This window comes from Paenibacillus sp. SJS-P3 (assembly GCF_056711585.1).
In genome coordinates this window covers 4,580,873-4,607,727 of sequence record NZ_CM160043.1, presented here as the reverse complement: position 1 = coordinate 4,607,727, position 26,855 = coordinate 4,580,873, and the positions used below count along the sequence as shown (strand labels likewise).

General features: G+C 55.3%; 22 protein-coding genes and 1 pseudogene. 18 read left to right on the top strand and 5 right to left on the bottom strand.

What is annotated here, in order from left to right:
• Positions 1 to 3: 3 nt before the first annotated feature.
• From rfbC to AC06G8_RS21070, 4 genes are all read left to right on the top strand, one after another.
• Positions 4 to 549, top strand: a complete 546-nt coding sequence (gene rfbC, locus AC06G8_RS21085; protein WP_480283833.1) for a dTDP-4-dehydrorhamnose 3,5-epimerase — start codon at positions 4 to 6, stop codon at positions 547 to 549.
• 101 nt (positions 550 to 650) lie between these two features.
• On the top strand, positions 651 to 1,682 hold the full coding sequence (rfbB, locus tag AC06G8_RS21080; protein WP_480283832.1) for a dTDP-glucose 4,6-dehydratase: 1,032 nt from the start codon (positions 651 to 653) through the stop codon (positions 1,680 to 1,682).
• 29 nt (positions 1,683 to 1,711) lie between these two features.
• On the top strand, positions 1,712 to 2,554 hold the full coding sequence (gene rfbD / locus AC06G8_RS21075) for a dTDP-4-dehydrorhamnose reductase (protein ID WP_480285482.1): 843 nt from the start codon (positions 1,712 to 1,714) through the stop codon (positions 2,552 to 2,554).
• An 84-nt stretch (positions 2,555 to 2,638) separates the two neighbouring features.
• Positions 2,639 to 3,676 carry an acyltransferase family protein gene (locus tag AC06G8_RS21070; RefSeq protein WP_480283831.1) on the top strand — a complete coding sequence of 346 codons (1,038 nt, stop codon included), beginning with the start codon at positions 2,639 to 2,641 and terminating at the stop codon, positions 3,674 to 3,676.
• 252 nt (positions 3,677 to 3,928) lie between these two features.
• Here the strand turns inward: AC06G8_RS21070 and galU are convergent, their stop codons facing one another.
• The 4 genes and pseudogenes from galU to AC06G8_RS21050 form a co-directional block, all read right to left on the bottom strand.
• On the bottom strand, positions 3,929 to 4,816 hold the full coding sequence (gene galU, locus AC06G8_RS21065; protein ID WP_480283830.1) for a UTP--glucose-1-phosphate uridylyltransferase GalU: 888 nt from the start codon (positions 4,814 to 4,816) through the stop codon (positions 3,929 to 3,931).
• Positions 4,817 to 4,932: 116 nt separating this feature from the next.
• The gene (locus AC06G8_RS21060) at positions 4,933 to 6,465 is read right to left on the bottom strand and encodes a hypothetical protein (RefSeq protein WP_480283829.1); all 1,533 of its coding nucleotides are present in this window, start codon (positions 6,463 to 6,465) and stop codon (positions 4,933 to 4,935) included.
• Between the two features lie 100 nt (positions 6,466 to 6,565).
• Positions 6,566 to 7,048 carry a helix-turn-helix transcriptional regulator gene (locus AC06G8_RS21055; protein WP_480283828.1) on the bottom strand — a complete coding sequence of 161 codons (483 nt, stop codon included), beginning with the start codon at positions 7,046 to 7,048 and terminating at the stop codon, positions 6,566 to 6,568.
• Positions 7,049 to 7,092: 44 nt separating this feature from the next.
• A pseudogene (locus AC06G8_RS21050) lies at positions 7,093 to 7,332 on the bottom strand (AraC family ligand binding domain-containing protein); the annotation flags it as partial.
• 232 nt (positions 7,333 to 7,564) lie between these two features.
• Between AC06G8_RS21050 and AC06G8_RS21045 the strand changes: the two are divergent.
• The 6 genes from AC06G8_RS21045 to AC06G8_RS21020 all read left to right on the top strand — a co-directional run bounded on the left by AC06G8_RS21045 (position 7,565) and on the right by AC06G8_RS21020 (position 15,060).
• Positions 7,565 to 8,962, top strand: coding sequence for a glycoside hydrolase family 30 protein (locus AC06G8_RS21045; RefSeq protein ID WP_480283827.1), 1,398 nt, complete (start codon positions 7,565 to 7,567; stop codon positions 8,960 to 8,962).
• 159 nt (positions 8,963 to 9,121) lie between these two features.
• Entirely contained in the window at positions 9,122 to 10,468 is a 1,347-nt protein-coding gene (locus tag AC06G8_RS21040; protein WP_480283826.1) for a GH1 family beta-glucosidase, read from the top strand.
• Positions 10,469 to 11,773 carry a glycosyltransferase gene (locus tag AC06G8_RS21035; protein WP_480283825.1) on the top strand — a complete coding sequence of 435 codons (1,305 nt, stop codon included), beginning with the start codon at positions 10,469 to 10,471 and terminating at the stop codon, positions 11,771 to 11,773.
• A gap of 137 nt (positions 11,774 to 11,910) precedes the next feature.
• A complete protein-coding gene (locus AC06G8_RS21030) occupies positions 11,911 to 13,338 on the top strand; it encodes an undecaprenyl-phosphate glucose phosphotransferase (protein WP_480283824.1) in 1,428 nt (475 codons plus the stop codon).
• Positions 13,328 to 14,287, top strand: coding sequence for a glycosyltransferase family 2 protein (locus AC06G8_RS21025; RefSeq protein ID WP_480283823.1), 960 nt, complete (start codon positions 13,328 to 13,330; stop codon positions 14,285 to 14,287). The genes AC06G8_RS21030 and AC06G8_RS21025 overlap by 11 nt, the downstream gene beginning before the upstream one ends.
• A gap of 50 nt (positions 14,288 to 14,337) precedes the next feature.
• Positions 14,338 to 15,060: a serine/threonine protein kinase gene (locus tag AC06G8_RS21020; protein ID WP_480283822.1), complete on the top strand. Its 723-nt coding sequence runs from the start codon at positions 14,338 to 14,340 to the stop codon at positions 15,058 to 15,060.
• Positions 15,061 to 15,109: 49 nt separating this feature from the next.
• Here the strand turns inward: AC06G8_RS21020 and AC06G8_RS21015 are convergent, their stop codons facing one another.
• Positions 15,110 to 15,376, bottom strand: coding sequence for a hypothetical protein (locus tag AC06G8_RS21015; RefSeq protein ID WP_480283821.1), 267 nt, complete (start codon positions 15,374 to 15,376; stop codon positions 15,110 to 15,112).
• Between the two features lie 108 nt (positions 15,377 to 15,484).
• Between AC06G8_RS21015 and AC06G8_RS21010 the strand changes: the two genes are divergently transcribed.
• The 8 genes from AC06G8_RS21010 to AC06G8_RS20975 all read left to right on the top strand — a co-directional run bounded on the left by AC06G8_RS21010 (position 15,485) and on the right by AC06G8_RS20975 (position 26,719).
• Positions 15,485 to 16,360, top strand: coding sequence for a DUF72 domain-containing protein (locus AC06G8_RS21010; protein WP_480283820.1), 876 nt, complete (start codon positions 15,485 to 15,487; stop codon positions 16,358 to 16,360).
• A 250-nt stretch (positions 16,361 to 16,610) separates the two neighbouring features.
• Entirely contained in the window at positions 16,611 to 17,684 is a 1,074-nt protein-coding gene (locus AC06G8_RS21005) for a LacI family DNA-binding transcriptional regulator (RefSeq protein WP_480283819.1), read from the top strand.
• The gene (locus AC06G8_RS21000; RefSeq protein WP_480283818.1) at positions 17,681 to 19,588 is read left to right on the top strand and encodes a cache domain-containing sensor histidine kinase; all 1,908 of its coding nucleotides are present in this window, start codon (positions 17,681 to 17,683) and stop codon (positions 19,586 to 19,588) included. The genes AC06G8_RS21005 and AC06G8_RS21000 overlap by 4 nt, the downstream gene beginning before the upstream one ends.
• Positions 19,585 to 21,081 (top strand): response regulator, encoded by a 1,497-nt coding sequence (locus AC06G8_RS20995; RefSeq protein ID WP_480283817.1) that lies wholly within the window; start codon positions 19,585 to 19,587, stop codon positions 21,079 to 21,081. Before AC06G8_RS21000 ends, AC06G8_RS20995 begins: the two co-directional genes overlap by 4 nt.
• Positions 21,082 to 21,450: 369 nt before the next feature.
• On the top strand, positions 21,451 to 22,329 hold the full coding sequence (locus tag AC06G8_RS20990) for a carbohydrate ABC transporter permease (RefSeq protein WP_447663009.1): 879 nt from the start codon (positions 21,451 to 21,453) through the stop codon (positions 22,327 to 22,329).
• A gap of 3 nt (positions 22,330 to 22,332) precedes the next feature.
• Complete coding sequence (locus AC06G8_RS20985; RefSeq protein ID WP_447663008.1) at positions 22,333 to 23,169, top strand: carbohydrate ABC transporter permease; 837 nt, start codon at positions 22,333 to 22,335, stop codon at positions 23,167 to 23,169.
• Between the two features lie 1,347 nt (positions 23,170 to 24,516).
• Positions 24,517 to 25,464 (top strand): glycoside hydrolase family 113, encoded by a 948-nt coding sequence (locus AC06G8_RS20980; protein ID WP_480283816.1) that lies wholly within the window; start codon positions 24,517 to 24,519, stop codon positions 25,462 to 25,464.
• 37 nt (positions 25,465 to 25,501) lie between these two features.
• The gene (locus tag AC06G8_RS20975; protein ID WP_480283815.1) at positions 25,502 to 26,719 is read left to right on the top strand and encodes an AGE family epimerase/isomerase; all 1,218 of its coding nucleotides are present in this window, start codon (positions 25,502 to 25,504) and stop codon (positions 26,717 to 26,719) included.
• Positions 26,720 to 26,855: the final 136 nt, after the last annotated feature.

Sequence of the window (26,855 nt, the reverse complement as noted above, 5' to 3'; positions counted from 1 at the left end):
CTCATGAAGGTACATGAAACAAAGCTGCCGGGTTTAAAGCTGATTCAGCCGGTCGTTCATCGAGATCATCGAGGTTTTTTTGTTGAGAGTTACAATGAGGAACGCTATCGCGAAAATGGGATTCAGGAAAAATTCATGCAGGACAACCATTCCTTATCAGTAGAATCTGGCGTTATCAGAGGCATGCATTACCAGCTCCAGCCAAAGGCACAAAGCAAACTTGTTCGTTGTACTGCAGGAGCAATATATGATGTAGTCATTGATATACGTAAATCATCACCGACCTTCGGGAAGTGGCAAGGCTTTATTTTGAGTGCTTCAAATCACCATCAACTCTTTGTTCCTCAGGGGTTTGCACATGGTTTCTGTACTTTGGTGCCTAACTCCGAGGTACAGTATAAAGTCAATCAGCTTTATTCTTCCGAGCATGACAGAGGAATTGCCTGGAACGATCCAGCAATTGCAATTGATTGGCCGACCACGCATCCCATTCTCTCTGAAAAAGATCAAAAGCATCCTCTTCTTGTCGATGCTGAATACAACTTTTAGCTAACCGAAAATTTAAGGAAGATGAATTCTCCTCTCTTTCTCTATACTTGCTCGCTTTATTCATGTGTCTTCATTAAAACTTAGAAAGGTGCGTAGATTCTATGAAACTTCTCGTTACTGGCGGTGCTGGATTTATTGGAAGCAACTTTGTTCTCTACATTATTGCCAACTACCCTCAATACCAAATTATTAATGTGGACTCCTTGACCTATGCGGGTAATTTGGAAAACTTGAGAGCGGTAGAAAATGCTCCGAATTATCACTTCGTAAAAGCGGATATTACAAAAAGCGAAGAGATGAAGTCGATCTTTCAAGAAGGGGTCGACGTGGTAGTCAATTTTGCCGCTGAATCCCATGTGGATAGAAGTATTTTGGAACCAGAGGTTTTTATCAAGACGAATGTGCTCGGCACTCAGGTTTTGCTTGAACTGTCCAAGCAATATGGAGTAAAGAAATTCGTTCAGGTTTCCACGGATGAGGTTTACGGCACGCTCGGAGATACAGGTCTTTTCACGGAACAGACTCCGCTTGCTGCTAACAGTCCCTACTCAGCTAGCAAAGCCGGAGCAGATCTGCTCGTCAGAGCTTACCACGAAACTTTCGGGCTCCCCGTAAATATAACCCGTTGCTCCAATAATTACGGTCCCTACCAGTTCCCTGAAAAGCTAATTCCTCTCATGATTCAGAATGCCCTTCAGGATAAACCTATGCCTGTTTATGGGGACGGCCTCAACGTTCGGGATTGGTTGTATGTTGAAGACCATTGCAGCGCCATTAATCTTGTCATTCATAAAGGTGTGAATGGCGAAATCTACAATGTTGGTGGCAGAAATGAGAGAACGAACCTTCACGTCATTAAAACAATTCTTGAAGAACTAGGCAAACCAGAATCCCTTATTCAATATGTCAAGGATCGCCCTGGCCATGACCGCCGGTATGCTATTGATGCGGACAAAATCAGGAATGAGTTGGGGTGGAGCCCTAAACATGATTACGAGTCGGGAATCCGTGCCACTATTCGCTGGTATCTCGACAATGAACAGTGGATGAAGGATGTTTTAAGCGGCAATTACCAACATTATTTTGAAACCCAGTATGGAGAACGTTTAAGCGGAATGGCAAACGCGGAATGAGCCATCAAACTAATGAAACGGGACAAAAAATGAAGGTAGTTGTAACAGGGGCAGGTGGCCAACTCGGAAGAGAACTTTCGCTTTGGCCTTCGAATGAAATGGAGATTATCGGCCTGGATAGAAGCAGTCTGGACATTACCTCTTCTAAACAATGCCAAGAAGTTCTTTGGAAACTAAAGCCCGATGCAATTATTCATTGTGCGGCTTATACTTCTGTAGACCAGGCCGAGTCCGATCCTGAAGGTGCTTTCTTGATTAATGAAACCGGAACAGCACATGTGGCAAAAGTCGCTCAGGAAATTGGAGCCAAATTTATTTATGTCAGTACGGATTATGTCTTTGACGGAAACGGAACAAGACCCTATTCTACAGATGATTCCATTGACCCGAAGTCGGTATATGGAAAATCCAAATTTGCAGGAGAATTGGCTGCCTTAAATCTATGTAAGCGTACATTCATTGTCCGTACATCATGGGTGTACGGCAAATATGGGAATAATTTTGTCAAGACGATGTTGAAACTTGGCCAGGAAAGGAGCAGCATTAAGGTCGTTAACGACCAGACTGGCTCTCCGACTTATACTAAGGACCTCGCACATTTTCTACTGGGATTAGCTACAACAGAATCCTTCGGCATCTATCATTCCTCCAATAGCGGAAGCTGTACTTGGTATGAATTTGCTGTAGAGATTTTCAAGGAATCTGGATTGCAAGTGAAGGTTGAACCCTGCACAACGAGTGATTTCCCTCGTCCAGCTCCTCGTCCTCTTTATTCTGTGATGGATCAGAGCAAGAATAGAGACATTGGCCTCAAGGAAATGGATAATTGGAAAGATTCGCTTGGAAGGTTTCTTAAAGAGCTTGGAGATTAATGGTTGGAGCCGGCTTATTCATCATAGTCGGCTATTTTCATATTAAAAGATTGTTTATTATATGATTTTAGAAAGGCGAAATCAATGAGAAAAAACATCGATTATATTGAATCATTAAAAGGCATCGGTGCTATTATAATAGCATTCTATCATATAAGCGGAATTATTGGAGTACCAAATAGTTCAATAAGCTTTCTGAATAAAATAATGAATACTTTTTCAGCAATAGGATATATCCCGGTAGAAATGTTTTTTTTCTTTTCAGGTTATCTTATGGTTTATAGTTATTATGACAAAATTAGAGATATCGATTTTTTTGATTACATAAACAAGAGATTTAAATCAGTCTATCCTTTCTTAATCATCAATATAATATTGTGCTCTTTATACTTAGGAATTAGTGGTGAATATGTCGGTGTATATCAAATAATCTATAATATTCTATTTCTTCAAAGCGGATATTTTTCAGGGGCTGGGAATTTTCGCATTGATGTTGCTGGGGGTGGAACATGGTTCTTGGCGCCGTTATTTTTATCGTACTTTATATTTTTTTATATTTTTAAATATAAGAGTAAAGAGATATCTTTTGGTATATTCACTGTCATAGTTATTGTTGGAATGATAGCATTGAAAGGTAATTGGAATTATCCTATTTTAAATGGGTATATGTTGCGAGGTTTATTGGGTTTTTTTGCAGGGTGCATGTTTAGTTTGATAGTAAAGAAATTTGGATTTGGAGTTTCTAAGTTAATTATAATTGTTATATTATTGATTTTGTTTGGTTATTTAAGTGTTATTTATCGCGAACAATATACTGACACTTTGGATTTTATTATCGTTACTGATATAGTAATTATACCGTGTGTGATTCTAATCTTAGAAAATGTCTACTGGATAAAAAGAATATTCTCCCTCAATATTCTTAAGAGAATTGGTTCATTTTCCATGCAAATATTCTTCCTCAACCTTCCTGTTGGTTATTTTTTAAAATTATTAATAATTAATAATTACGAGATGAACAAGTATTTACAATTTGTCGTTTATTTTTTCAGCTTAATTTTAAGCTGCTTGTTGTTTGATTACATAGTAAAGAAGATGCGTAAAATCATGACTACGAAGTAACGAGAAGATCTTATTAAGAATTCGGCAGGGAAAGTATTAGGGGGCGCCGCTTGTAGAATCATCCTAAGTCATAACCGATTGTCCGTTAGGCTCAGCTTTTGGCTTGGAGCATGCCCGTGAAAGGAACCGAGCTCGTTTTGAGGCTGGCGGTCCCTACGAACGACGCATGCTTCATTGAGGACATGTTCGGTCATGCGTAATCATTCATGCCCTATAATTGTTGTATTTTCTGGACATATTTTCCACTAAATATTAGTGTGACTCAGACATCTGAAACTCCTTTAAGATTTGGTGAATATAGTTTAAGGTGTCATTTCTTAGTTCCGGGTGCTTAAGGGCATAGTGAATAGTTGTTTTAATAAATCCACTCTTTTCTCCTACATCATGTCGGCGTCCCTCAAAGTTATAAGCGTAAATCGGCTGGTTCTTGTTGAGCAAAGACAAAGCATCTGTTAATTGAATCTCTCCTCCAACCCCGACTTCTTGTTCTCCAAGAATATGAAAAATGTCTGGAGTCAAAATATAACGGCCCATGATAGCGAGATTTGAGGGTGCCTCGGAGCGTTCCGGTTTTTCAATCAAGCCATTAGCTCGGGTCAGCCGATTGGATATCGGAGCTCCTTCAATGATGCCATAGCGGCTTACGTCCTCCCAAGGTACTTCTTGAACTCCTATGACGGATGCCTCTTGTTCATCGAATACGTCCATGAGCTGGCGGAGACATGGAGCATCCGATTCGACGATATCGTCCCCAAGGAGAACAGCGAACGGCTCGTTTCCGATGAACTTGCGCGCACACCAAATGGCGTGCCCGAGTCCTTTAGGTTCCTTCTGGCGGATATAATGGATATCTGCAATATTGGATGGTTTCGTTACAGAATCAAGTAAATCCCATTTCTTTTTGGACGCGAGATGGTGCTCCAGCTCAAAGGAGAAATCAAAATGATCTTCGATCGCTCGCTTTCCTTTGCCAGTGACGATAATGATATCTTCGATCCCCGAAGCCACAGCTTCTTCAATTATGTATTGAATCGTCGGTTTATCGACAATAGGGAGCATCTCTTTTGGCATGGCCTTGGTCGCAGGAAGGAAACGCGTTCCGAGACCAGCAGCGGGTATGATGGCTTTACGTACCGGCATTATGAAATCCTACTTTCATCTGTAAGTTAGTGTATTTAAGTATAACATATCATATAAGTGCATTTCCTTATTGGGGAAAAAGTGGGAGAGTGGGATTTTGTCCTTGATTTTAAATCTTATTTCGGTTCTTGATTAAATCTGATATCCAATAACATTACCCAAGCGAGCCAGGCCAAGCAGATTAACTGAACATAGGCCAGACCAACAGCGAAATGATGCTCCCAACCCGTTAAGTAGCCGTTGCCGAAGCGGCTATCTCCTTGACCGGAGAAGCCTCTGTCAGATCTGCCGAGAGGTGCTTCTGCCGTCCCGTGGCCCATCTGCCCTCCTTTCCCGTCCCGAAGAGTTCGAAATCCTCCCTTGGGGAAAAAACCTTCGTTCTCATGTCCGCCTCCACTTCCTAAACGATTCCGGGTATTACCTTGAGTCAAGCCTGCAATGCCGCCCCGAAGCCACTTCCCCCCAAACCCTCCATTCAGCACCAGCCAAATATTGAGCGCGGTAGAGAGCGTGAACAGTCCAGCCGGAATTCCCCAGCGGACACGTTCCCTCCCGCGTACCAGCAGGAACGGGATCAGTAGCAGGAACAGCATCGCAGGAACACCATAGCGCTCGTGGATTTCCGTCGGCAGCAGGAAGAAGGCGAGATTGACCAAGGCGGCCGCTTTCAGGAGATGCATGGTTTTGAGATCGCGCAAAAGCAGGATATAGGCCGCCACGAACAGGCAGGCAATCCCAAGCAGGATGAATCCGAAGGTCTTGTACGTGACGCTGCCAAAGAAGATCGTATCGTCGTGGACGGACGGATTCGTAAAGAGGTGGTACCACAAATTGAAGGCGTTCAGCGATAGCTGGGGATACATATCCGTCGCACTGAGGTACGCCATGCGGATCATGTCGTCCAGAGCGCCCTTCATAGCGAACCAGCCTGCGGTCATAGCCGCAGGGATGGCGAAGCCGGCGATGAAGAGCAGCGGACGGCGCCAGTCGCGCCGCAGCAGCTGTCGTAGCAGCAGCGCCCCCAGGAAGGGTGCAACGACGATCGCTTGGAACTTGCTAAGCAAAGCGACCGCAATGAGAACACCGGCGGCTAGCGGCTGGGTCAGCACGAGCAGCACGGATATGACCATCAGAGCGCTATGGAAGACGTCGATCTGTCCCCAAACCGCTCCATCTGCGAGCAAGGCAGGATTGAAGGCGAGACAGGCGAGAAGCGCCAGACGGCGCTTGTAGGACCAGCGTCGGAATATCAGCAGCAGCGCTGCCATGGTGCCGAGATCGAACAGGATCGGAAGCATTTTGCTGCTCAGATGGGCGGTCCGGATCTCGATGCCGAGGAAGTTCAGGACATGCCCGTACCCTTCCAGAATAGCGATGAATACCGGCGGGTAATTCTGCATGTCGGAGTTGAGGTACGATCCGCGCACTCCATGCTGCATGGCGGCTTCCATCCAACGGATGAAATACATCTGGTCTCCGACATACCCTTGAGTGTAGATCCCCAGCAGAACCCTGATGGCAAGCCCCCCAGCAAGAAGGGCGGCAACCGCTGCATAGAATTGCCCAGACCGCATTCCCTCTGTTGGAACCCCGGTCCTGTCTCTCTTGAAATTGACTTCCCTGTTCTGCGGCAGGTTGTCGCTCTTCATCCTTCGGCTCTCCTCTCCGTTACCTCTTTATTGCCCCGTCTATCCTGCTCGTAACATGCATGTCCGAGATCTCTTCTTATTCAACTCTGTCAGCCAGTCATTAATCCCGCTTGCGGTAGCTGCCTGGCGATAGGCCATAGCGCTCGCGGAATACCCGATGGAAATAGGTGTAGGTTCCGAAGCCCGACTCGTCCGCGATCTGCTCCAGCGTCAGCTGGCTGTTGTCCATGAGCCTGAGCGCCATAGCGAGACGGACCTGCTGAGCATACTGCATGATGGAGCAGCCGATCTGCTGCTTGAACAGATGCACGGCGCGAGTTTTGCTGATGCCGGCATGAGCGGCCGTTTCATCCAGAGTGAAGGATCCGGTGGCATTGGCTTCGACAAAATGCTTGATTTTCAGCGCCTGCAACGCGGTCGCTCCGCTTTTCGAGGCAGGCGCCTCCGTGATGGCACGGTCCAGCAGCAGGCAGAGCGCCTGCAGCAGAGCGGCCAGGATGGCCGGACTGCCCCCGTCGAGCCTGCGCCGCTCCAGCATGAGCTGTTGCCAGACGCTGTCGATCTTCCCGTCATCCGCCACCATTCATCCAGCCAAGGTCCCGTGGCCATGACGTAATAATCGGCGCTTGGACCGTAGCGGCTGCCGGGGCCGGGAGCCTCGATCTGCAGGTCGTAGGCATCGCCTGGACGATAGAGCAGCAGGTCTCCTGGCAATACGGTCGTCATGGAGCCGCCGATGAGCGCGCGGGCCTCGCCTTCCGTCTGCAAGCGGAGGAGGTAGGTATCCAGGGTCCGGAACGATTGGCGAAAAGGCTGCAGATGCCTGGAGAAGTCGCATAAGGTCAGCGCAAGGGGATGAGGATCCATTTGAAAGCACCGCCTCTCCTATCTATCTAGCTTAATACAAAAACATGAAGCTTGAATGAACGGGATGTTAGCAAATCTTGAAATTCTACAACAGCTTGCTCGAAATCGGGAGGGAGGAAGAGAACATCAATACGACGACCAGATCGTTGATGTTCATAGCCATATTGTTTCTTCATCCCGAAAGGCCTTTCCTTCTATAATAGAGTCAATTGTACAGGAAAGGATGAGGAGCATGAGCGAAGGGACTAATTCGACCCAAAGTGCTGTAAGCGCATACGCTGCCCTGGAAGCCGGCACGGCAAGGGTGCTGCAGACGGCTAGAGACACCGGAGACAGGCTGCGGGAGAAGCCGCAGCTGAAGTTCCGTGCCGACGATAATGGCCATGAGAACCAGCTGATCAACATCTACGACGATGTGGCCTACCAGACGATCGAAGGCTTCGGCGGCGCGCTTACGGAGGCATCTGCCGTTACAATCGCCAAGCTGAGTCCGGCCAAGCAGCAGGAGATCATCGACGCGTATTTCGATCCGGAGCAGGGAATCGGCTATACGCTGTGCCGCTCCCATATCCAGAGCTGCGATTTCTCGCTCGGCAATTACGCCTATGTAACAGACGGGGACGAGGGGCTGGAAAGTTTCAACGTCGACCGCGACCGCATGTCGATCCTGCCGCTGATCAAGCGCGCAGCCGGCAAAGCGGGCAGCGGCTTCCGGCTGTTCTCCTCCCCGTGGAGCCCGCCGGCCTTCATGAAGACGAACGGCGAGATGAACCGCGGCGGCCGGCTCAAGCCGGAATACCGCCAGGCATGGGCCGACATGTTCGTGAAGTACGTGGAGGCTTACAAGCAGGAAGGCATAGAGATCTGGGCGCTGAGCGTGCAGAATGAAGCGAAGGCCGTCCAGTCCTGGGATTCCTGCGTCTACACCGCGGATGAGGAAAAGGATTTCGTGCGCGACTACCTCGGACCTGCGCTGGAGAAAGCCGGATACGGCCACATCAAGGTTATGATCTGGGACCATAACAAGGAGCGCGTGTACGAGCGGGCACGGACAGCGTTCGAGGACGCGGAGGCGTCCAAGTACATCTGGGGCATCTGCTTCCATTGGTACTCGGGCGATCATTTCGAAGCTCTGTCGGCCGTGCATGACCGTTTCCCGGACAAGGCTCTGTTCTTCAGCGAAGGCTGTCAGGAAGGCGGCGTCCATCTCGGCTCCTGGAATACGGGCGAGCGCTACGGCCATGACATTCTCGGCAACCTGAACAATTGGACGACCGGCTGGACGGATTGGAATATCGTGCTCGACGAGCAGGGCGGCCCGAACCATGTGGGCAACTTCTGCGATGCTCCCATCATTGCCGACACAGTGAAGGACGAAGTCATCTATGAAAGCTCGTTCTACTATATCGCTCATTTCAGCCGTTATATCCGCCCAGGCGCCGTCCGCATCGGCAGCTCCCGATACACGGACAAGCTGGAGCAGACAGCGTTCCGCAATCCGGACGGCACGATCGCGCTCGTCGTGATGAACCGCACGGATGCGGAGCTGCCTTATGTGGTAAGGCATCGCGGAGAGCTGGCGGACAGCAGCATCCCGGCGCACGGCATCCAGACGCTGCTGTTCCGCTGATTCGGGCGGCAAGCGCTTGGTGCATGTCTTGATGCAGCAAGCGGCTAGGGAACGCGAATCGTTGGACAGAGTTTGGCTAGAGGGGCCGAGGCAGACGGCTTTGCGACCGGAGGAACCAACCTCAACTGCTAGCATTCTACTTAATCGGAGGGACTTATATTGGCTAAAATTACTTTCCCCAAAGACTTCGTCTGGGGCACCGCTACCGCATCCTATCAAATCGAGGGCGCCTGGAACGAGGACGGCCGCGGCTTGTCCATCTGGGATACATTTTCCCGCACGCCCGGCAAGGTCGTGAACGGCGACACGGGAGACGTGGCATGCGACAGCTACCACCGCTACGAGGAAGACATTGCCCTGCTCAAGAAGCTGGGCGTGTCTTCGTACCGCTTCTCCATCGCATGGCCGCGGATATTCCCGCAGGGCACGGGAGAGGTCAATGAAAAGGGACTGGACTATTACGGCCGCGTCATCAACGGCTTGATCGAAGCCGGCATCGAGCCGGCCGTCACGCTGTACCACTGGGATCTGCCGCAGGCGCTGCAGGATCAGGGCGGCTGGGACAACCGCGAGACGATCGATGCGTTCGTGAAGTATGCAGAGGTCGTATTCAAGGCTTTCGGAGGCAAAGTGAAGCAGTGGATCACGTTCAACGAAACGTGGTGCGTTTCCTTCCTCTCGAACTTCATCGGCGTACACGCTCCCGGCCACACGGATCTGCAGTTGGCGACGAACGTCGCCCATCACTGCATGGTCGCTCATGGCAGGACGGTCCAGCTGTACCGCAGCCTGGGGCTGCCCGGAGAAATCGGAACGACGCATAACCTGAGCTGGTCGGAGCCTTACACGACGAAGCCGGAGGACGTGGAGGCGGCCCGCCGCTCGCGCGCCTGGGGCAACGAGTGGTTCCTCGAGCCGACGTTCAAGGGCACGTATCCGCAGTTCCTGGTGGAGTGGTTCCGCGGCAAAGGTGTCGAAGTGCCGATCCTGCCGGGAGACATGGAGACGATCGCGCAGCCGATCGACTTCATCGGCGTGAACTTCTACACGGGAGGCTACACGCGCTACAAGGAGAACAGCGGGCTGTTCGACAGCGAGGATGTCCAGGTCGGCTTCGAGCAGACGCATATCGGCTGGAACGTCTATCCGGAGGCGCTCTACAAGGTGCTCAGCTGGCTGCATGAGGAATACGGCGATACTCCGATCTACATCACGGAGAACGGGGCTTGCTGCGATGATCAGCTGGACGCCGACGGCAGCGTCCATGACGCTGATCGGGTCGACTACTACCGCAAGCATTTCATTCAGTGCCAGCGCCTCGTCGACTCCGGCGTGCCGCTTGCGGGCTACTTCGCCTGGTCGCTGCTCGACAACTTCGAATGGGCTGAAGGCTACGCCAAGCGCTTCGGAATTGTATACACGAACTATGAAACACTGGAACGCACGCCGAAAGACAGTTATTATTTTATTCAGAAGGTCATTTCGGAAGGCGGGTTCGAAGTATAAATGAACAACCAGGATCCAGCGGCGCATTCGTCGCTGTCTCCGGACAAGGGCGGCAGCGGGGCGGCAGGCTTCGCTGCCGCTCCTGTCCGGGGGACGGTGAGCGTCCATATCGTGACTTACAACAGTGAAGAGGATATCGAGGGCTGTCTGGACTGCGTCCTGGCGCAGTCGTATCCGATCGAGAAGATCGTCGTGCTGGACAATGCGTCGGGCGACAGCACGGTGGAGCGGCTCCGCCGTTATGAGGCAGGGCTTGCGCGTGAGCGGGAAACGGACCTCCGAGCGGACCGGGAGCGGCAAGCCGGCAGACAAGAGCAGGCGGATGAAGACAGCCAATCCGGAGCTGGAGCAGCCCTGCTGCCGTCAGGCGGCACCCGCGCACAGCTCGTCATCATCGAGAGCGTGGTGAATACCGGCTTCGCCGGCGGCCAGAACCGAGCGCTTGCGGCGGCGGGCAGCGATTACGCGCTCGTCCTCAATCCGGATGTCAGGCTGCATCCGGATTATGTGCGCGAGCTGGCGGAGCGGCTGGACCGCATGCCGGCAGCCGGCAGCGCCGCAGGCATGCTGGTCCGCCAGCCGGAAGGAGGCGTCGGCATGCCTGCTGCCGAAGCTCCAGGAGCACCCGGCAGCATGGCGGCAGCCAAAGCTCCAGGAGCGGGCGGCATGGCCACCGCCGGAGCTCCGGCTGCCAGCATGCCATCGCCGCGCCGCGCGCTGCCGCAGGCGGTCCGAGCCTGGCTGGACCGCCTGCCGCCGGAGGCGGTCATCGACAGCACAGGCCTGTCGATGGATGCCGCGCGGCAGGCCCGCGACCGCGGAGCCGGGGAGCCGGCCTCCCGTTGGCTGGTCGGCGGAGAGGCGTTCGGCGTATCCGGCGCCGCCGCCATGTACCGCCGCCGAATGATGGAGCATGTCTCCATCGAGGGCGAATTTTTCGACGAAACCTTTTTCGCGTACAAGGAGGATGTCGATGCGGCATGGAGGGCAGAGCTTCTCGGCTGGAAGTCCCTCTACGCGCCGGAGGCGAGAGCTTTGCATGCGCGAGGCTGGAAGGAAGGCGGGCGCTCGGGAATCTCTCTGTTCGTGCGGAGGCATTCTTACGAGAACCGGTTCTATGCCCTGATTAAAAACGAGAGAAGCCTTTTGAATATTCCTGCTGTTATAGCGATAGAAATCCTCAAAGCGGGGTATATCATAGTGAAAGAGAGAGATTTGATTCTTTGCTGGAAATCCATCTGGAACCGGATTCCGGAGATGCGGCGCAAGCGGCGCGAGCTTCATTCCAAGCCGCGGCGCGATTAACTACCGGCCTGCAATAAGGTGCTTTCTCATTGCCAGCAACATTTTGCCGCATGAAGCGTCCGAATAGATAGCTGGCTTTCTCCTTTTTTGGTACAATAAGGTGAGATAGCTAGACTTATAGATTTGCGGTGATGAATATGTTGAGAAGAAACCAGCGTTTTTTGACGCAAATATACATTTTGGCGGATCTGGTCTGCATGCTGGGCGTATTTCTGATCGCCTACTGGATCAAGTTCCATAGCGGACTGCTGCCGTCCTACGAGACGATTCCGTTCAAGACCTATCTGGTCTGGAGCACGGTCTATGCTTTCGCCGCCGTGCTGATCGGGTTCTATACGAGCTTCTATCAGCCCAAGCGCCGGATGAACTTCTCGCACGACGTGCTCAAGATCTTCCAGGTGCAGTGCCTGAGCCTGCTGCTTCTTTTGAGCCTCTTGTTCATCAGCAAGGAAGTACATATTTCCAGGGAATTCCTGGCCATCTTCTTCGCCTTCAACCTGTTCGCGATGATCGTGTACCGGTTCGCGGTCAAACGTCTGCTTACCGTGTTCCGCCGGCGCGGATTCAACAAGCGCTACGTGCTTATTTTGGGGGCGGGCAGCGTCGGCCGGAGCTTCCACGACCATCTGAGTCTCTACCCGGATCTCGGTTATGAAGTGTACGGCTTTCTGGATGATTTCCAGGTGCGGCACGAATCCGAGGTGACGGCGAGCTATAATGCGGAGCCGCTCAGCCCGATCGTCGGCAAGCTTCAGGATCTGGAGCGGATGCTGGCGGACAATCCGACGATCGACGAGGTCATCATGGCGCTCCCGCTGGATGCCCACTCCAAGTACGGCCCCATCATCAAGATCTGCGAGAAGGCCGGCGTCAAAACGCTGATCATTCCCGATTACTTCGATTTGCTGCCGGCAAAGCCGTTTTTCGACAATTTCGCCGGCGTGCCGCTGATCAACATCCGCGACGTGCCGCTGGACGAGATGGGCAACCGGATCGCCAAACGAACCTTTGATATCCTGTTTTCCCTTATCGCCATCATTCTACTGTCCCCGATCCTGCTCGGGATCGCCGCCGGCATCAAGCTGACTTCCCCTGGACCCGTGTTGTTCCGGCAAGAGCGGGTGGGGCTCAACCGCCGCAGCTTCCACATGCTGAAGTTCAGATCCATGAAGGTCAGCGCCGGAGTCGCTTCCGATGTCACCTGGACGGTCAAGAACGACCCGCGCCGCACCCGCTTCGGCACGTTCCTGCGCAGCACGAGCCTTGACGAGCTCCCTCAGTTCTTCAATGTGCTCCGGGGAGAAATGAGCGTGGTCGGCCCTCGTCCGGAACGCCCCTTCTTCGTGGAGCAGTTCAAGGAAGAAGTGCCGCGCTACATGGTCAAGCATCATATCCGGCCGGGAATCACCGGCTGGGCTCAGACGAACGGCCTGCGAGGAGATACGTCCATCGACGAGCGGATAAGGCATGACCTGTTCTACATCGAGAACTGGAGCTTCTTCTTCGATATCCGCATCATTTTCAAAACCGTCGTGAAAGGACTCATTCATAAAAATGCCTATTAACAGCAGGGCCGATTCCCCGGCTGCCGGCCTTCCGCATTCACGGAGTCTGAGTGACAGGGTCTCGGTCATCATTCCGACGCGCAATGCCGGCCCCGGATTCGGCGAGCTGCTGGATCGCCTCAAGCGCCAGACCCTTCCCCCTTGCGAAATCATCGTCATCGATACGGAATCGTCGGACGGAACGCCCGAGACGGCCCGTCGTTCAGGAGCCCATGTCCTGACCATCCAGCGCTCGGAATTCGATCACGGAGGCGCCAGGAATCGAGCTGCCGCGGAAGCAACGGGCTGCATCCTGCTGTTCATGACCCAGGACGCCATGCCATGCGACGACCGGCTGCTGGAACAGCTGACCGTATCGCTTCATGAGGATGGCATCGGGTATGCTTACGCCCGTCAGCTGGCTAGGCCCGAAGCCGATCAGCTGGAGCGCATGTCGAGGGAATACAACTATCCTCCGGAATCCCGGCAGAAGGGGAGGGAGGATCTGGGCGCGCTCGGCATCAAAACCTTCTTCTGCTCCAACGTCTGCTCGGCGATCCGCCGGGGCATGTTCACGGAGATGGGCGGATTCCAGGAGCCGACGCATTTCAACGAAGACCTTTTCATGGCGGCGAAGCTCGTGCTCAAGGGCTATCGGATCGCTTACAATGCCGAAGCCCGCGTCGTTCATTCCCATGACTATACGCCGCTGCAGCAGTTCAAGCGGTTTTACGACAATGGCGTCTCCATGGCGGAGCAATCCTGGATACTCCCTTATGCTTCCGTCGGCAAGGAGGGTGCCGGACTGGTCAAGGCCCAGCTCAAGTCGCTGGCGGGAGCAGGCAAGTGGCTGCGGATTCCCCGTCTTGCGGCAGAAAATGCGGCCAAGCTGATCGGTTATAAGCTGGGCATCCACCACAAGCGGCTGCCGCTCAAGCTTCAGCGCAAGTTCAGCATGTATCGCCCGTAGCCGGACTACTGTCCGCTTGCGGGCCTTCTCTTATTTTGGAGGGACATTGAATGGAACAGCAGGCAGTAAGGCATGCAGAGGAAAGAATACGCACGGAGCTGCTGCCTGGGCTGAGGCTCGAGAGCGGGAGCTTGCGCCATCCGGTTCAAGCGCTGGATATTCCTCAGGGCTGGGAGCTGCTCGGCTGCGGCAACTATGCCGCTGTGCTGGCTCATCCGGAGCTCGAGGGGCTGGCGGTCAAGGTCTATGCCCCGGACCGGGAAGGCTGGGAAGATGAAGTCGAGGTTTATCGCAAGCTGGGGGAGCATCCGGCTTATGGCCGATGTTATGCATCCGGCCAGCATGAAGGAACCCGGTATTTGCTCCTGAAGCGGCTGCGCGGAATGACGCTGTACCGCTGTCTGCTGGAAGGGCTTGTCATTCCGGAGCAGGCGATTGCCGACGTAGACGAAGCGCTCGCCTACGCAGCCTCGAGAGGACTGAGCCCTCATGATGTCCATGGAAAAAATGTGATGGTCAGCGACGGAAGGGGAATCGTCGTAGATGTATCCGATTTCTTGAAGCCGGAGCCCTGCAGCATGTGGAGAGATTTGAAAAGAGCCTACTACGGTCTTTATCGGCCTTTGTTGTCCAAGCCGGATCGCTCGCTGCGCATTCCGCCCTGGATGATGAACGGAATCCGCCTCGGCTATCGCTTGGTCAGGCGGCAGTCGGGCCGCCGCCCGAAGGGAGCTCCGACCAGACGGTCCCCACAAGGGACGCCGCCCGAATAGGGAGGGCATGACCTTGCGGACTCTGGCGGGAGCCGGCCCTGAGCCGGCATCAAGGGCCTTCGTCTCCGAAGGCGCCCGTCAGCTGGCGGACCCGCTCAGCTTCGTCGCGGCGGACAAGCAGGCGCAGGCTGCCGGCTTCCTCGCTCAGCTTCGTCTTGATTCCATGATCCCTGAGATAGGCCTGCAGGCGATACAGCCGGTCAGCCCGGACGCTGCTCTCCGACTTGGCCAGAACCCACCCTTTGCCTGCCTTGATGCTGATGAAAATGATTGCTCCCACAACCAGCACGACGATTGCAGCCCATACGAATGTCATCCCGACACCACCCTCGTTAAGTTAGGATGCTTTCGTGGTTATTCTATTCCTATGCGGCTGTCGGGCATGACAGGAAATGCAAGGCTTGCGGAAAGGAGAAGGAAAGCGATGATCACGATAGGACTCGCGGGCTGGGGGGATCACGACAAGCTGTATCCGACCAAGGAAAGCGCCCGGAACAAGCTCCATACCTACGGAACGCTTTTCGGAGCCGTGGAAGTGGACAGCAGCTTTTATGCGGTGCAGCCCAAGCGGAACATGGAGAAATGGACGGCAGACACTCCGGATGCGTTCCGCTTCATCGTCAAGGCTTACCAGGGCATGACGGGCCATTCCCGCGGAAAGATTCCGTATCCGGACGAAGACGCGATGTTCGCCGATTTCAAGCTTGCTCTGACGCCGATGATAGAAGCAGGCAAGCTCGGCTGTGTCTTGTTCCAGTATCCGCCCTGGTTCGATTGCACGAGGGAGAACGTCGCCCTGCTTCGCGAGGCCAAAGCCCGCATGGACGGATTGCCTTGCGCGCTCGAATTCCGGCATCAGAGCTGGTTCGTTCCGGGGATGAGGGAGAAGACGCTGGCATTCATGCGGGAGCATGGCTGGCATCATTCCGTCTGCGACGAGCCGCAGGCGGGCGAAGGCTCGGTGCCGATCGTCGAGGAAGCGACGGACAGCGGCTTCACGCTCGTGCGGCTGCACGGGCGCAACGTGTCCGGCTGGCATGCATCCGGGCGTCCGAACTGGCGGGAGGTCCGCTATTTGTACCGGTACAGCACGGAGGAGCTGGAAGAATGGGCCGAACGGCTGATGAGGCTGGAGAAGCAGTCGGAGCGGGTTGTCGTCATCTTCAACAACAACTCCGGCGGCGACGCGGCGGATAACGCCAGGGAGCTCATGACCCTGCTGGGGCAGCCGATTCCTGCTCTTCCCGCCGATGCTCCCAAGGAAGCTGCGCCGGACGTGGAGCAACTGGAGCTGTTTTGAAGGGCGGATAAGGAACGATGCCGATTCTGATTCCCTTTGGGGATTGCAGGATCGGTTTTTTTTAAGCTCGAGTTCCCGACGGGGGCTGTCCGTTGATGAAGATGGCAGGAGGCTGAACCACATTGCCCGATGATTTCGACAACGATTGAAATTCTATAGGTAGAAATCGGGAAGAAGTTTTGTGGTATCATAGCTGTTAGCTTGCAGAATGGAAATCAGCCTAACAACCTAACAGATGGGTGGATTCGATATGAATGCCAAAGTGACGATGCAGGATATCGCCGACCATGTCGGGATGTCGAAGTTCGCCGTATCCAAAGCCCTGTCCGGCAAGGGGGGCGTCAAGCCCGAGACGAGGGACCGGATCGTACAGGCGGCCATCCAGCTCGGGTACAAGTTCCCCGCGCGAGACGCGGCGGCCGCGGACGTCATCCAGGCGCCGGCCTATGAGGGCAAGTCCGTCAGCATCAACAAGCAAGTGATCATCCTCGTCCCGAACGTCCGCTTTCAGACCCGGCAGTCGTTCTACTGGGGACGCATCATCGAAGGCGCCCAGGAGGAGCTGGACGAGCGCGGGATCGGCACGATGCTGGTGACGGAACAGATTACGAGCCAGTTCTCCACGATGATCAATCCCAGAGGGGTGATGGGGCTGATCGGGGTCGGTCTCATCTCCTATCCAAGCCTGCTGGAGATCCGCAATCTCGGCATTCCGATGGTGCTGATCGACCATGAGGAGCCGCTTATTCCGACGGATGTGCTGTCGATGAACAACTTCGAATGGATGAGGCGCATCGTCCATTATGTGATCGGTCTCGGCCACCGCAATCTGCAGTTTGTCGGCAATCTGTCGTATTCGCGCAGCTTCTACGACCGCTGGTTCGGCTTCCGCTCCATGCTGGAGGAGCATGGGCTGGACGTCTCGGACCAGCATGACGGGCTGCTGACCGTACGGGGACATAACCGTTCGGAAATGACGGAAGCGCTGGAGCCGATGCTGCAGGAGCTGGCGAGGGAAGGCAGGATGCCGACTGCATTTTCCTGCGCCAACGACTCCATCGCCATGTGCGTCATGACGCTGCTTGCCCGGATGGGGATTTCCGTGCCGGGAGACGTCTCCGTCACCGGGTTCGACGACATCCAGGATGCAGCGCTCTCGAGCCCGACGCTGACGACGGTCCATGTGCACAAGCACGGGATGGGACGGCGGGCTGTGGAGGCGCTCCTGCGCCGCGCGGAGCAGCCGGCAAACCCCGTTGAGAAGGTGCTGCTGACCGGCGAGCTGGTCATCCGCCGCTCGACGGCGGCCTCTCCGAGGCTATGAGCGGCTTGCTGAGCCGCTTGAAGCTCTGGCTCGATCCCCTTTGGCATCGGATGGAGGCAAGGCTGTTCATCGTCTATGTTTTCGTCGTGCTTTTGCCGATCGCGGTCATTACGTATGTATCCGCATCCCATAATTTCCGCACGATCGAGAACAATACGATTACGTTCGCGTCCCAGATTTCCGGCAAAATGATGAACTCGTTGGACGACTACATCCACGATATGAAGCAGATTTCCATCATCCCGGCCTATCTCGACGAAATTCAGAGCGGACTCGAACAGTCCAATCTTTTTTATGAACATCACCGGGGGGAAAATCCGGACAGCGATCCTTCCTATCAGTGGGAAGAACGGAGCTTCAAGCTGAAGATCCAGCGCGAAATCGAAAGCAGCATCTATTTCATGAACAATCTCAAGGAAGGGTCCAGCAACGTGTATCTGTTCGACAAGCTGGGAAATCCCTACACCGCGGTCAAGAGCGGCGGCGTACGCAACGATCTGCGCGAGACCTACTCCCGCTGGAAGCAGCTTGCGCAGGCACGGAACGGAACTCCTGTGCTGGTCAGCACGCAGGCGGTGACGAGCAATTCGCACAACAAGCAATATGTGTTCACGGTCGTCCGCGACATCATCACGACTTCCTTCAATTCGGTCGGCCTCATCGCCGTCGACGCGAACATCGGGGTCATCGAAAACATGGTGACGGATCTCGACGAAGCGACCCGGGGCACGACGATCATCGCCGATGAAGAGGGCAACATCATCTACGACAGCGAGCGCCAGTTCCTGGCCCAGAACCTCGGGCAGACGCCGCTGCTGAAGCAAGCCAAGGGGGCATCGGGAAGCTTCCGGACGGAAGTGGCCGGGGAGGAGAACCTCGTCATTTACCGGCAGTCTCCCGAGACGGGCTGGAAGCTGCTCATTACCGTGCCGCAAAAGCATCTGGTGGAGGACGCGGCGCGCAACCGCATGTACAGCTTGGCAGCAGCCGGGCTGTCCATGGCCGCTGCGCTGGTCATCACGCTGGTTCTGATTCTGGCTCTGACCAAGCCGCTTCGTTCCATCATCGACCTGATGCGGCAAGTGCAGGGAGGCAACTTCGACGTCCAGTTCCCGGTCAGGCGCCGCGACGAAGCCGGCATGGTCGGACACGCCTTCAACCGCATGGTCGCGAGAATCCGCGAGCTGATCGACAACATCTACCGGATCGAGAAGCGCCGGACGGAGGCGCAACTGGAGAACCTGCAGCGGCAGATCAATCCGCATTTCATCTACAATACGCTGGAGTCGATCCGCATGACGGCGATTCTCAACGACGATGCGGAAGTAAGCCGCATGGTGCAGCTGCTCGGGGAGCAGCTGCGGTACAGTCTCCATGCGGGGGACAGCCTGGTATCCGTCGCCAGGGAGTGGGAGCATCTCGAGCAGTATATCGAGCTGATGAACCACCGCTACGGAGCCCGGTTCCGGCTGTACATCACGCCGGATTCCCGGCATGCCGACACGAACGTCATGAAGCTGATCTTCCAGCCGATCGTGGAAAATGCGTTGCTGCACGGCTTCGACGACGAGCGGGAATGGCTGAACATCAAGATCGAGACGCGCATGGAGGGAGCCGACCGCCTGTTCATCATCTGCGATGACGGACGGGGTCTCACGGAGGAGGAGCTGGCGCTTGTACGCAGCCGGCTGCAGCCGGGGGAGCCGGAAGGCGAGCCTGACCCGTACGCGGGTGGAATCGGCCTGCGCAACGTGCAGGAGCGGCTGCAGCTGCGTTACGGACCATCCAGCGGACTTAAAGTGGACGGAGAGCCGTCCAATGGAACCTGCGTCACCATGAGAATTCCGGATACGGCGCATCTGGCGCCGGAAAGCGGAGCCGGAAGAGGGGAGGAAGAACCATGATCAAAGTAGCCGTCGTAGACGACGAGGAGAAGATCCGTCTTGGCTTGGCGAAGATCATCGAGCGGACCAACTCCGCTTACAGCATTGTCGGCGTCTGGGGAAGCGCGAGGGAAGCGCTCAGCAGGCTGGAGGAATCAGGAGCGGACCTGCTCATCACCGACATCCGCATGCCGCAGATGGACGGCCTCCAGCTGGCCGCGGAGCTGCGCAGCCGGGGAAGCGCCGTTCATATCGCCATCCTGAGCGGCCATAACGACTTCAATTATGCCCGCGAGGCTCTTCGCTGCGGCGTGGAGGACTATCTGCTCAAGCCCGTCAATCAGGAGGAGCTGGAGCGGCTGCTGGAAAGGGTGGAGGGAAAGGTCGGCGAGCAGCGCGGACGGCAGCCTGTCCAGCCGGAATCGCTGCTGGAGCTGATGCTGTCCGCAGACTCGTCGCGGATTCCGCGTCCGGTATGGCAGTCTGCATGCGACCAGCTCGACGAGCTGCCGCTGATCCGGGGCCTGTATGCGTTCATGGTGCTGCATGTCCTTCCTGAGCTGGACGGGGAGGAGCTGCGCCGAGCCGCGGCCGAGCTGCGCCGGGACAGCCTCGCCCTCGTGCGGGAGGGAGGAAGCGTCGCTCTGCTGATCGGCCTGCGCAAGGGCGACCATGCTGATACGGCCAGAGAGCTTGCGGTGACGCTGCTGGGCAGGCTGCCGATCTCGCTGGAAGCCCGCATCGGGACGGGAGGCGTCTACAACGGCGGATCCGGCTTGGGCCAAGCGTACAGGGAAGCGGAGGCCGCCTGCCATACCGCCTGGTATGCTCCGTCCGGGCAGCCCGTTGCCGCTTACGGCCCCGCGCCTCAGCGGCAGGCCGATCCGGAGCCGCTCCGCAGGTGGCTGGACAATGCCAAAGGAGCCGTCAAAGCAGGCGATCTCGACGGAGCGTCCGCAGCGCTGGACGAATGGATCCGGGAGGCTGGAAAGCTGCGCATGGCATGGAGCTTCCTTGTGGATGCCGCTGCGGAAGCTGCCGCCTCCATGGAGGAGGGGCTGACGGAACGGAAGGAATCCGCGAGCCATTCCATGCCGCAGCCCGGCAGCTTCCCCGAGTGGCAGCGCTACGCGGCGGCGCTGCGGGAGATTTTCCAGGAAGGGCTGCGCCTGGTCAAGGACCAGCGGCATGAAAGCCGGTCGGTCGAAACCGTCAAAGCTTATTTGCATGAGCATTATAGCGAGGAGCTCGACCTGCAGAAGCTTGCCGATCTGGTGCATCTGACGCCGAGTTATCTCAGCAAGCTGTTCAAGAGCGAAACGGGAGAAACCATAACCGATTATGCGATATCGGTGCGGATCGAGCAGGCCAAGAAACTGCTGAAGGAACGCCCGGAGCTGAAAAACTACGAGGTCGGCGAGCTGTCGGGCTACACGGATCCCGCCTATTTCACCAAGGCATTCAAGCGGGCCACGGGGAAAACGCCCAAGGAATACAGGGACAGCGCCAGATAGCGGGAAGAAGCATCTGCCGCTTCGTTGCTGCCCTCGGTTGGCAGCCGTTGCTTTCGGCGCATCAGCATCAGCAGCATAATCCGGAATCATCGTCATCGCGGGGCTCATGGGCTTTGAGGGCTTCATGCCGCAAGGCATGGCAGAGGACATCGGCCGGATGAGGGAATCCAATACCGGCAGGCGAGTGGAACAGGCATCTGCATCCGTGCAGATGCCTGTTTGCTGCATAAGCTAACGCAGCTAACAGAGTTAGCACAATAGAAGACAACAAAACCAAACACCGTCCATTCGCAAAGTCCAGGGAAGGGCCTATAATTAGCTATACTGAAAGCGGTATCAATCCCGGCAAATGAAAGTGAGGGAAACTTCGTGAATCGGCTCAACTACAAAACGCAGCGATTACTGATCTTGTTCGGCTTTCTGACCATACCGGTCTTGCTCAGCCTTACATTCTCGTACTATCCGGCCGTTTCCCTGATTTACTACAGCTTTACGGACTGGACCGGCACCGGCTGGGACATGAACTGGGTGGGCCTGGACAACTACAAGCAGATCTTCTCCGAGCCCGAGGTGTTCAACGCCCTCAAGAACAACGCCTATTATTTCGTGGGCGGCTTGATCCAGGTGGCCTTCTCCTTGTGGTTCGCCGTTATCCTGACCGGACGCCTGAAGGGGAAATACGGCTTCCGCGTCGCGCTGTTCCTGCCGTATGTGCTGCACAGCGTCGCGACGGTCATTATGTTCAAGAACGTGTACCATCTCGACTATGGAGCCTTGAACGGCCTTCTGCGCGCAGTCGGACTGGATTCCTGGCAGCAGAGCTGGCTCGGCAATCCGCATCTGGTCAACGTCTCTCTGGCGTTCATCTCGATGTGGAAATACATGGGCCTCAACATGGTGATCTTCATCGGCGCCCTGCAATCCATTCCCGGGGACATCTACGAGGCGGCATCGATCGACGGCGCGTCCGGCTGGCAGAAGTTCCGCTTCATTACCGCGCCAAGCATCAAAAGCGTCCTCTCGCTCATGCTGCTGCTGACGCTGACGGGCGCCCTCGAGGCCTTCGATATTCCTTACGTCATGATGCTTGGAGCCAACGGAACGCAGACCTTCGTCATCCAGACCGTGGACACGGCCTTCAAGTATCAGAGCTTCGGCCTCGCATCGGCAATGGCGGTCGTGCTGCTCATCATCGTACTGATCTTCATCGTCATCCAGCGCAAAGTCTTGTTCAGGGAGGGGAAATAAATCATGGATCAAGAGAAAAGCTCGCCGCTGTTCGCGGCTTTCAAATATCTCACGATCGTGCTCGCCCTGTTCGTCGTGTTCTTCCCGATCTACTCGGTATTCGTCGGCGCATTCAAAACCCAGATGGAGTACTACCAGTCCTCCTCCCTGGCGCTGCCGCATGACTTCTTCAACTTCGACAACTTCAAGAAAGTATACGATGTCGGAGATCTCGGCCTCGGCTTCAAGAACACGCTGATTATCCTCGTGGCGGCTGTCGCCGGCAACGTCGTGCTCGGCACGATGGTCGCGTACGCCCTGGGCCGCTTCGACTTCAAGCTGAAAAAGCCGATCATGGGCATGTACCTCGTCGCCCAGGTCATCCCGATGGTGACGACCCAGGTCGCCACGTTCTCGATCATCCAGAAGCTCGGCCTGTACAACACAATGGGCGCTCCGATCATTCTGTACATCGGCGCCGACGTGTTGCAGATCGTCATCTATCTCCAGTTCGTCAACAGCATTCCGAAAGACCTGGACGAGAGCGCAATGATGGAAGGGGCTTCGCTGTTCAAGATATACCGCTCCATCATCTTCCCGCTGCTGGCCCCGGCCACGGCAACGCTCATCATCCTGAAGACGATTTCTATCTACAACGACTTCTACACGCCTTATCTGTACATGCCGAGCCAAAAGCTCAAGGTCGTCTCCACCGCGATCTACTCGTTCGTGGGGCCGAATGCCGCCCAGCTCAACGTCATCTCGGCCGGCATCCTGATCATCTTCATTCCGACGGTCGTCTTGTTCCTCTTCCTCCAGCGCTACATTTTTGCGGGGGTTACGAACGGAGCGGTCAAGTAAAAAATCGCAGAGGCGGTTTGAGGGCCGCCTTTGCTGTTTCCGTAGAGGGTGAACAGGCTGCGCTGCGGAGACCATAGGATCCTCCAATCGCGCTGCGCTGCGAAGACCATCCGATCCTCCAATCGCTGTTGAAGCCGGATTGCTCTGATTTACACCCCCTTACAGGGTTGCAATCCGTCTTCAAAGGCGAACGCTGCCGCTTTTCCGGATTCGGATGGCCTCCTCCGCTCCGCTTGGAGGGAGAACAACGAGGTAGGGTCTCCTCCGCTCCGCTTGAGGGAGAACAACAGGTAAGGTCGCCTCCGCCCTGCTTGGAGGGAGAACAACGAGGTAGGTCCTCCTCCGCTCCGCTTGGAGGGAGAACAACAAGGGAGGGTCACCTCCGCTCCGCTTGGAGGGAGAACAACGAGGTAGGGCCTCCTCCGCTCCGCTTGGAGGGAGAACGACGAGGTAGGGCCTCCTCCGCCCCGCTTGGAGGGAGAACACAAGGTAGGGTCGCCTCCGCTCCGCTTGGAGGAGAGTTGGAGGAAGTATCACCGATGAAGTCTTGGAGCCAAAACGGTCGTCTCTGTTTTGAATTTATCGGACATACGATCCGCTATTCGGCTCAAAATCAAGGATTTCCTCATTTATCGGACATACGATCCGTTATTCAGCGATTTTAGCCCTCATACGGTCTCATTTTGGCGAAATAACGGATCTCATGTCCGATACTAAGCTGTCTAGGCAGTAAAAATGACAAAATAACGGATCGTATGTCCGATAACTAGCGACGCTCGGGCGCACAGGAATTACACTGGGCCAAGCTGCCAGGATTGAGATCACATGATAAGAAAGCAATTAAAACGAGCGCAGTAGGGGCCGAAAACGCCGAGAACCCATCCAGAAAAGTTCACAATTAGTTGGATGGTTCGGTTCATGTAACGCCCAGCGAGAATAGTTCATGAATAGTTGGATGGATCACATAACACTCGGCGAGGATAGCGCCAATCTGTGTTGGGTGTTCATGATCGCGCAGCGAGAATAGTGCAGAATTAGTTGGATGGTTCACGTAAACGCCCAGCGAGGATAGCGCCAATCTGTGATGGATGTTCATGATCGCGCAGCGAAATAGTCCGGAATTAGTTGGATGGTTCACGTAAACGCCCGGCGAGAATAGTCCAATCTGTGTTGGATGTTCATGGTCGCGCAGCGACAATAGCCCAGAATAAATGCTGTTTCTGGAGCCAAGCGAGCAAGTCGAAAGCTGCTTACAAATACGAGGCAGGCATGGGAAAACCTTGCCGAGGCCCAGCGATGGCAAAACGGATTTGTTTTTTTGAAGCCTACACGAGGAGGAACAACACAATGAGCAAACCCGAACTCGAACTTGAAATGATTACCGGCATGACCTGGGGATGGACCGGAGTAAGAGGAACCTGGGAAGGCCCCGAAGCCGAGCATTCCATGAACGAAATGGCCAAGCTGAACGTCGGCTGGGCCGGCATCACGCTGGGAGCGATGCAGGCGACGGCGCAGTCGACCGAAATCACTTACTGGCAGGAGCCGACCGTCACGGACGGAGAGGTCCGCGCCGCGATCCGCCGGGCGAAGGAACTGGGCATGAAGGCGGTCATGAAGCCGGTAGTCAACTGCGCGGACGGCACCTGGAGGGCGCATATCAACTTCTTCGACATGGACATCCCCGGCGAGCCGACCTGGAGCCAGTGGTTCGCTTCCTACGGGAAGTTCATCCTCCACTACGCGGAGATCGCCGAGCAGGAAGGCTGCGAGATGCTCTGCATCGGCTGCGAGATGGTGCAGACCGACAAGCGCGAAGCCGAATGGAGGGCGCTGATCGCCGAAGTCCGCAAGGTGTATGGCGGCCTGATCACCTACAACTGCGACAAGTACCAGGAGGGCAATGTGAAATGGTGGGATGCGGTCGACATCATTTCCTCCAGCGGCTACTATCCGATCGGCGAATGGGAGCAGCATCTGGACCGGATCCACGAAGCCGTTTCTCCTTACGGCAAGCCGTTCTTCTTCATGGAAGCCGGCTGTCCGAGCCGCGAAGGCTCCCCGCTGCGGCCGAATGACTGGTCGCTCCCCGGAGCTCCGTCCGGCGATGCGCAGAAGAACTATTACGAGGCGATGTTCAGCGCCTGCGAGAAGCGCGGGTGGGTGCGGGGCTTCATGCTTTGGGATTGGCCGGCAAGGCTGTACAGCGAAGAGGATGCTGCTGCCAACGACGATTACTGCATGTACGCCAAGCCTGCCGCGGCGGTCGTGAGGGATTACTACGGACGGGTATAAGCGCAGGCTTCTATTTTCACGAAGGAGGATATATACGATGATCGAATCCATGAACGCCGAATGGCGAGCTGAGCTGGAGAAGGAGCTGAAGGAGAACATCCTCGGCTTTTGGAAGACGCATACGCTCGACGAAACGAACGGGGGCTTCATCGGCGAGATGAATGGAGCCGGTGAAATCGTGCCCGGGGCGCACAAGTCGCTCGTGCTGAACGCCCGCATTCTATGGACGTTCGCGGCTGCCTATCGCCGCTACGGCCAGGAGGACGATCTGCGCATGGCGGAGCGCGCGCTCGAGCAGCTGAAGACCCGCTTCAAGGACGAGGAGCATGGCGGCTTCTACTGGATGATTCATCCCGAAGGAAGCCCTTCCGAGGACAAAAAGCAGGTATACGGCCAGGCCTTCGTCATCTATGCGCTGGCGGAATATGTCCGTGCGACGGGCAATCGCGAGCCGCTCGGACTCGCCGAGGAGATTTACCGCCTTCTGGAGCGTTACGCCTATGATCCGGTCCATACCGGCTACATCGAGGCTCTTGCCCGGGATTGGAGCGAAACGGACGATCTCAGCCTGAGCGGCAAGGACCTCAATGAGCGCAAATCCATGAATACCCATCTGCATGTGTTGGAAGCCTATACGAACTTGTACCGGATCTGGAAGCCGGAAGGGCTTCGCTTGAAGCTCAAAGAGCTGATCGAGGTGCATTTGGACCGGATCTTGGACAGCAGCGGCAGCCATTTCCTGCTGTTCTTCGACGACGAATGGAATTCGCAGGCCGCCGACGTCTCCTACGGCCATGACATCGAAGGCAGCTGGCTGCTGTGGGAAGCGGCGGAAGTTCTCGGAGATCCGGAGCTTGAAGCCCGCGTCCATAAGGCCGCGCTGGCGATGGCGCATGCGACGCTCGAGGAAGGAACGGATGCGGACGGAGCTATTTTCAACGAGCTGCATGGAAATGGAAAGCTGGACGACAGCAAGGATTGGTGGCCGCAGGCCGAGGCGATGGTCGGGTATCTGAACGCTTACCAGCTCTCCGGCGAAGAGCGGTATTTGGAGGCTTCGTGGCGCAGCTGGCGGTTCATCCAGGAGAAGATCAGCGACCGCGAAGGCGGCGAGTGGCACTGGCAGGTTACCCGCGAGGGCGTGCCGAATCCCGTGCAGCAAAAGGTGGGAGCCTGGAAATGTCCTTACCATAACAGCCGCGCCTGCCTGGAAGCGGTAGAGCGTTTGGAATCGCTAACAAAAAGATCTCGTTAGCATAAGAGATGACAATAAAAACAAACGCAGTTCATTTTTTTGCAGGACCGCAAGGGCTAGAATAGGTCATGTAAGCGATAACAGAAAACGATTCCGAGACAAAGACCGCAAAACCCGCATAATTCCGCACACAATA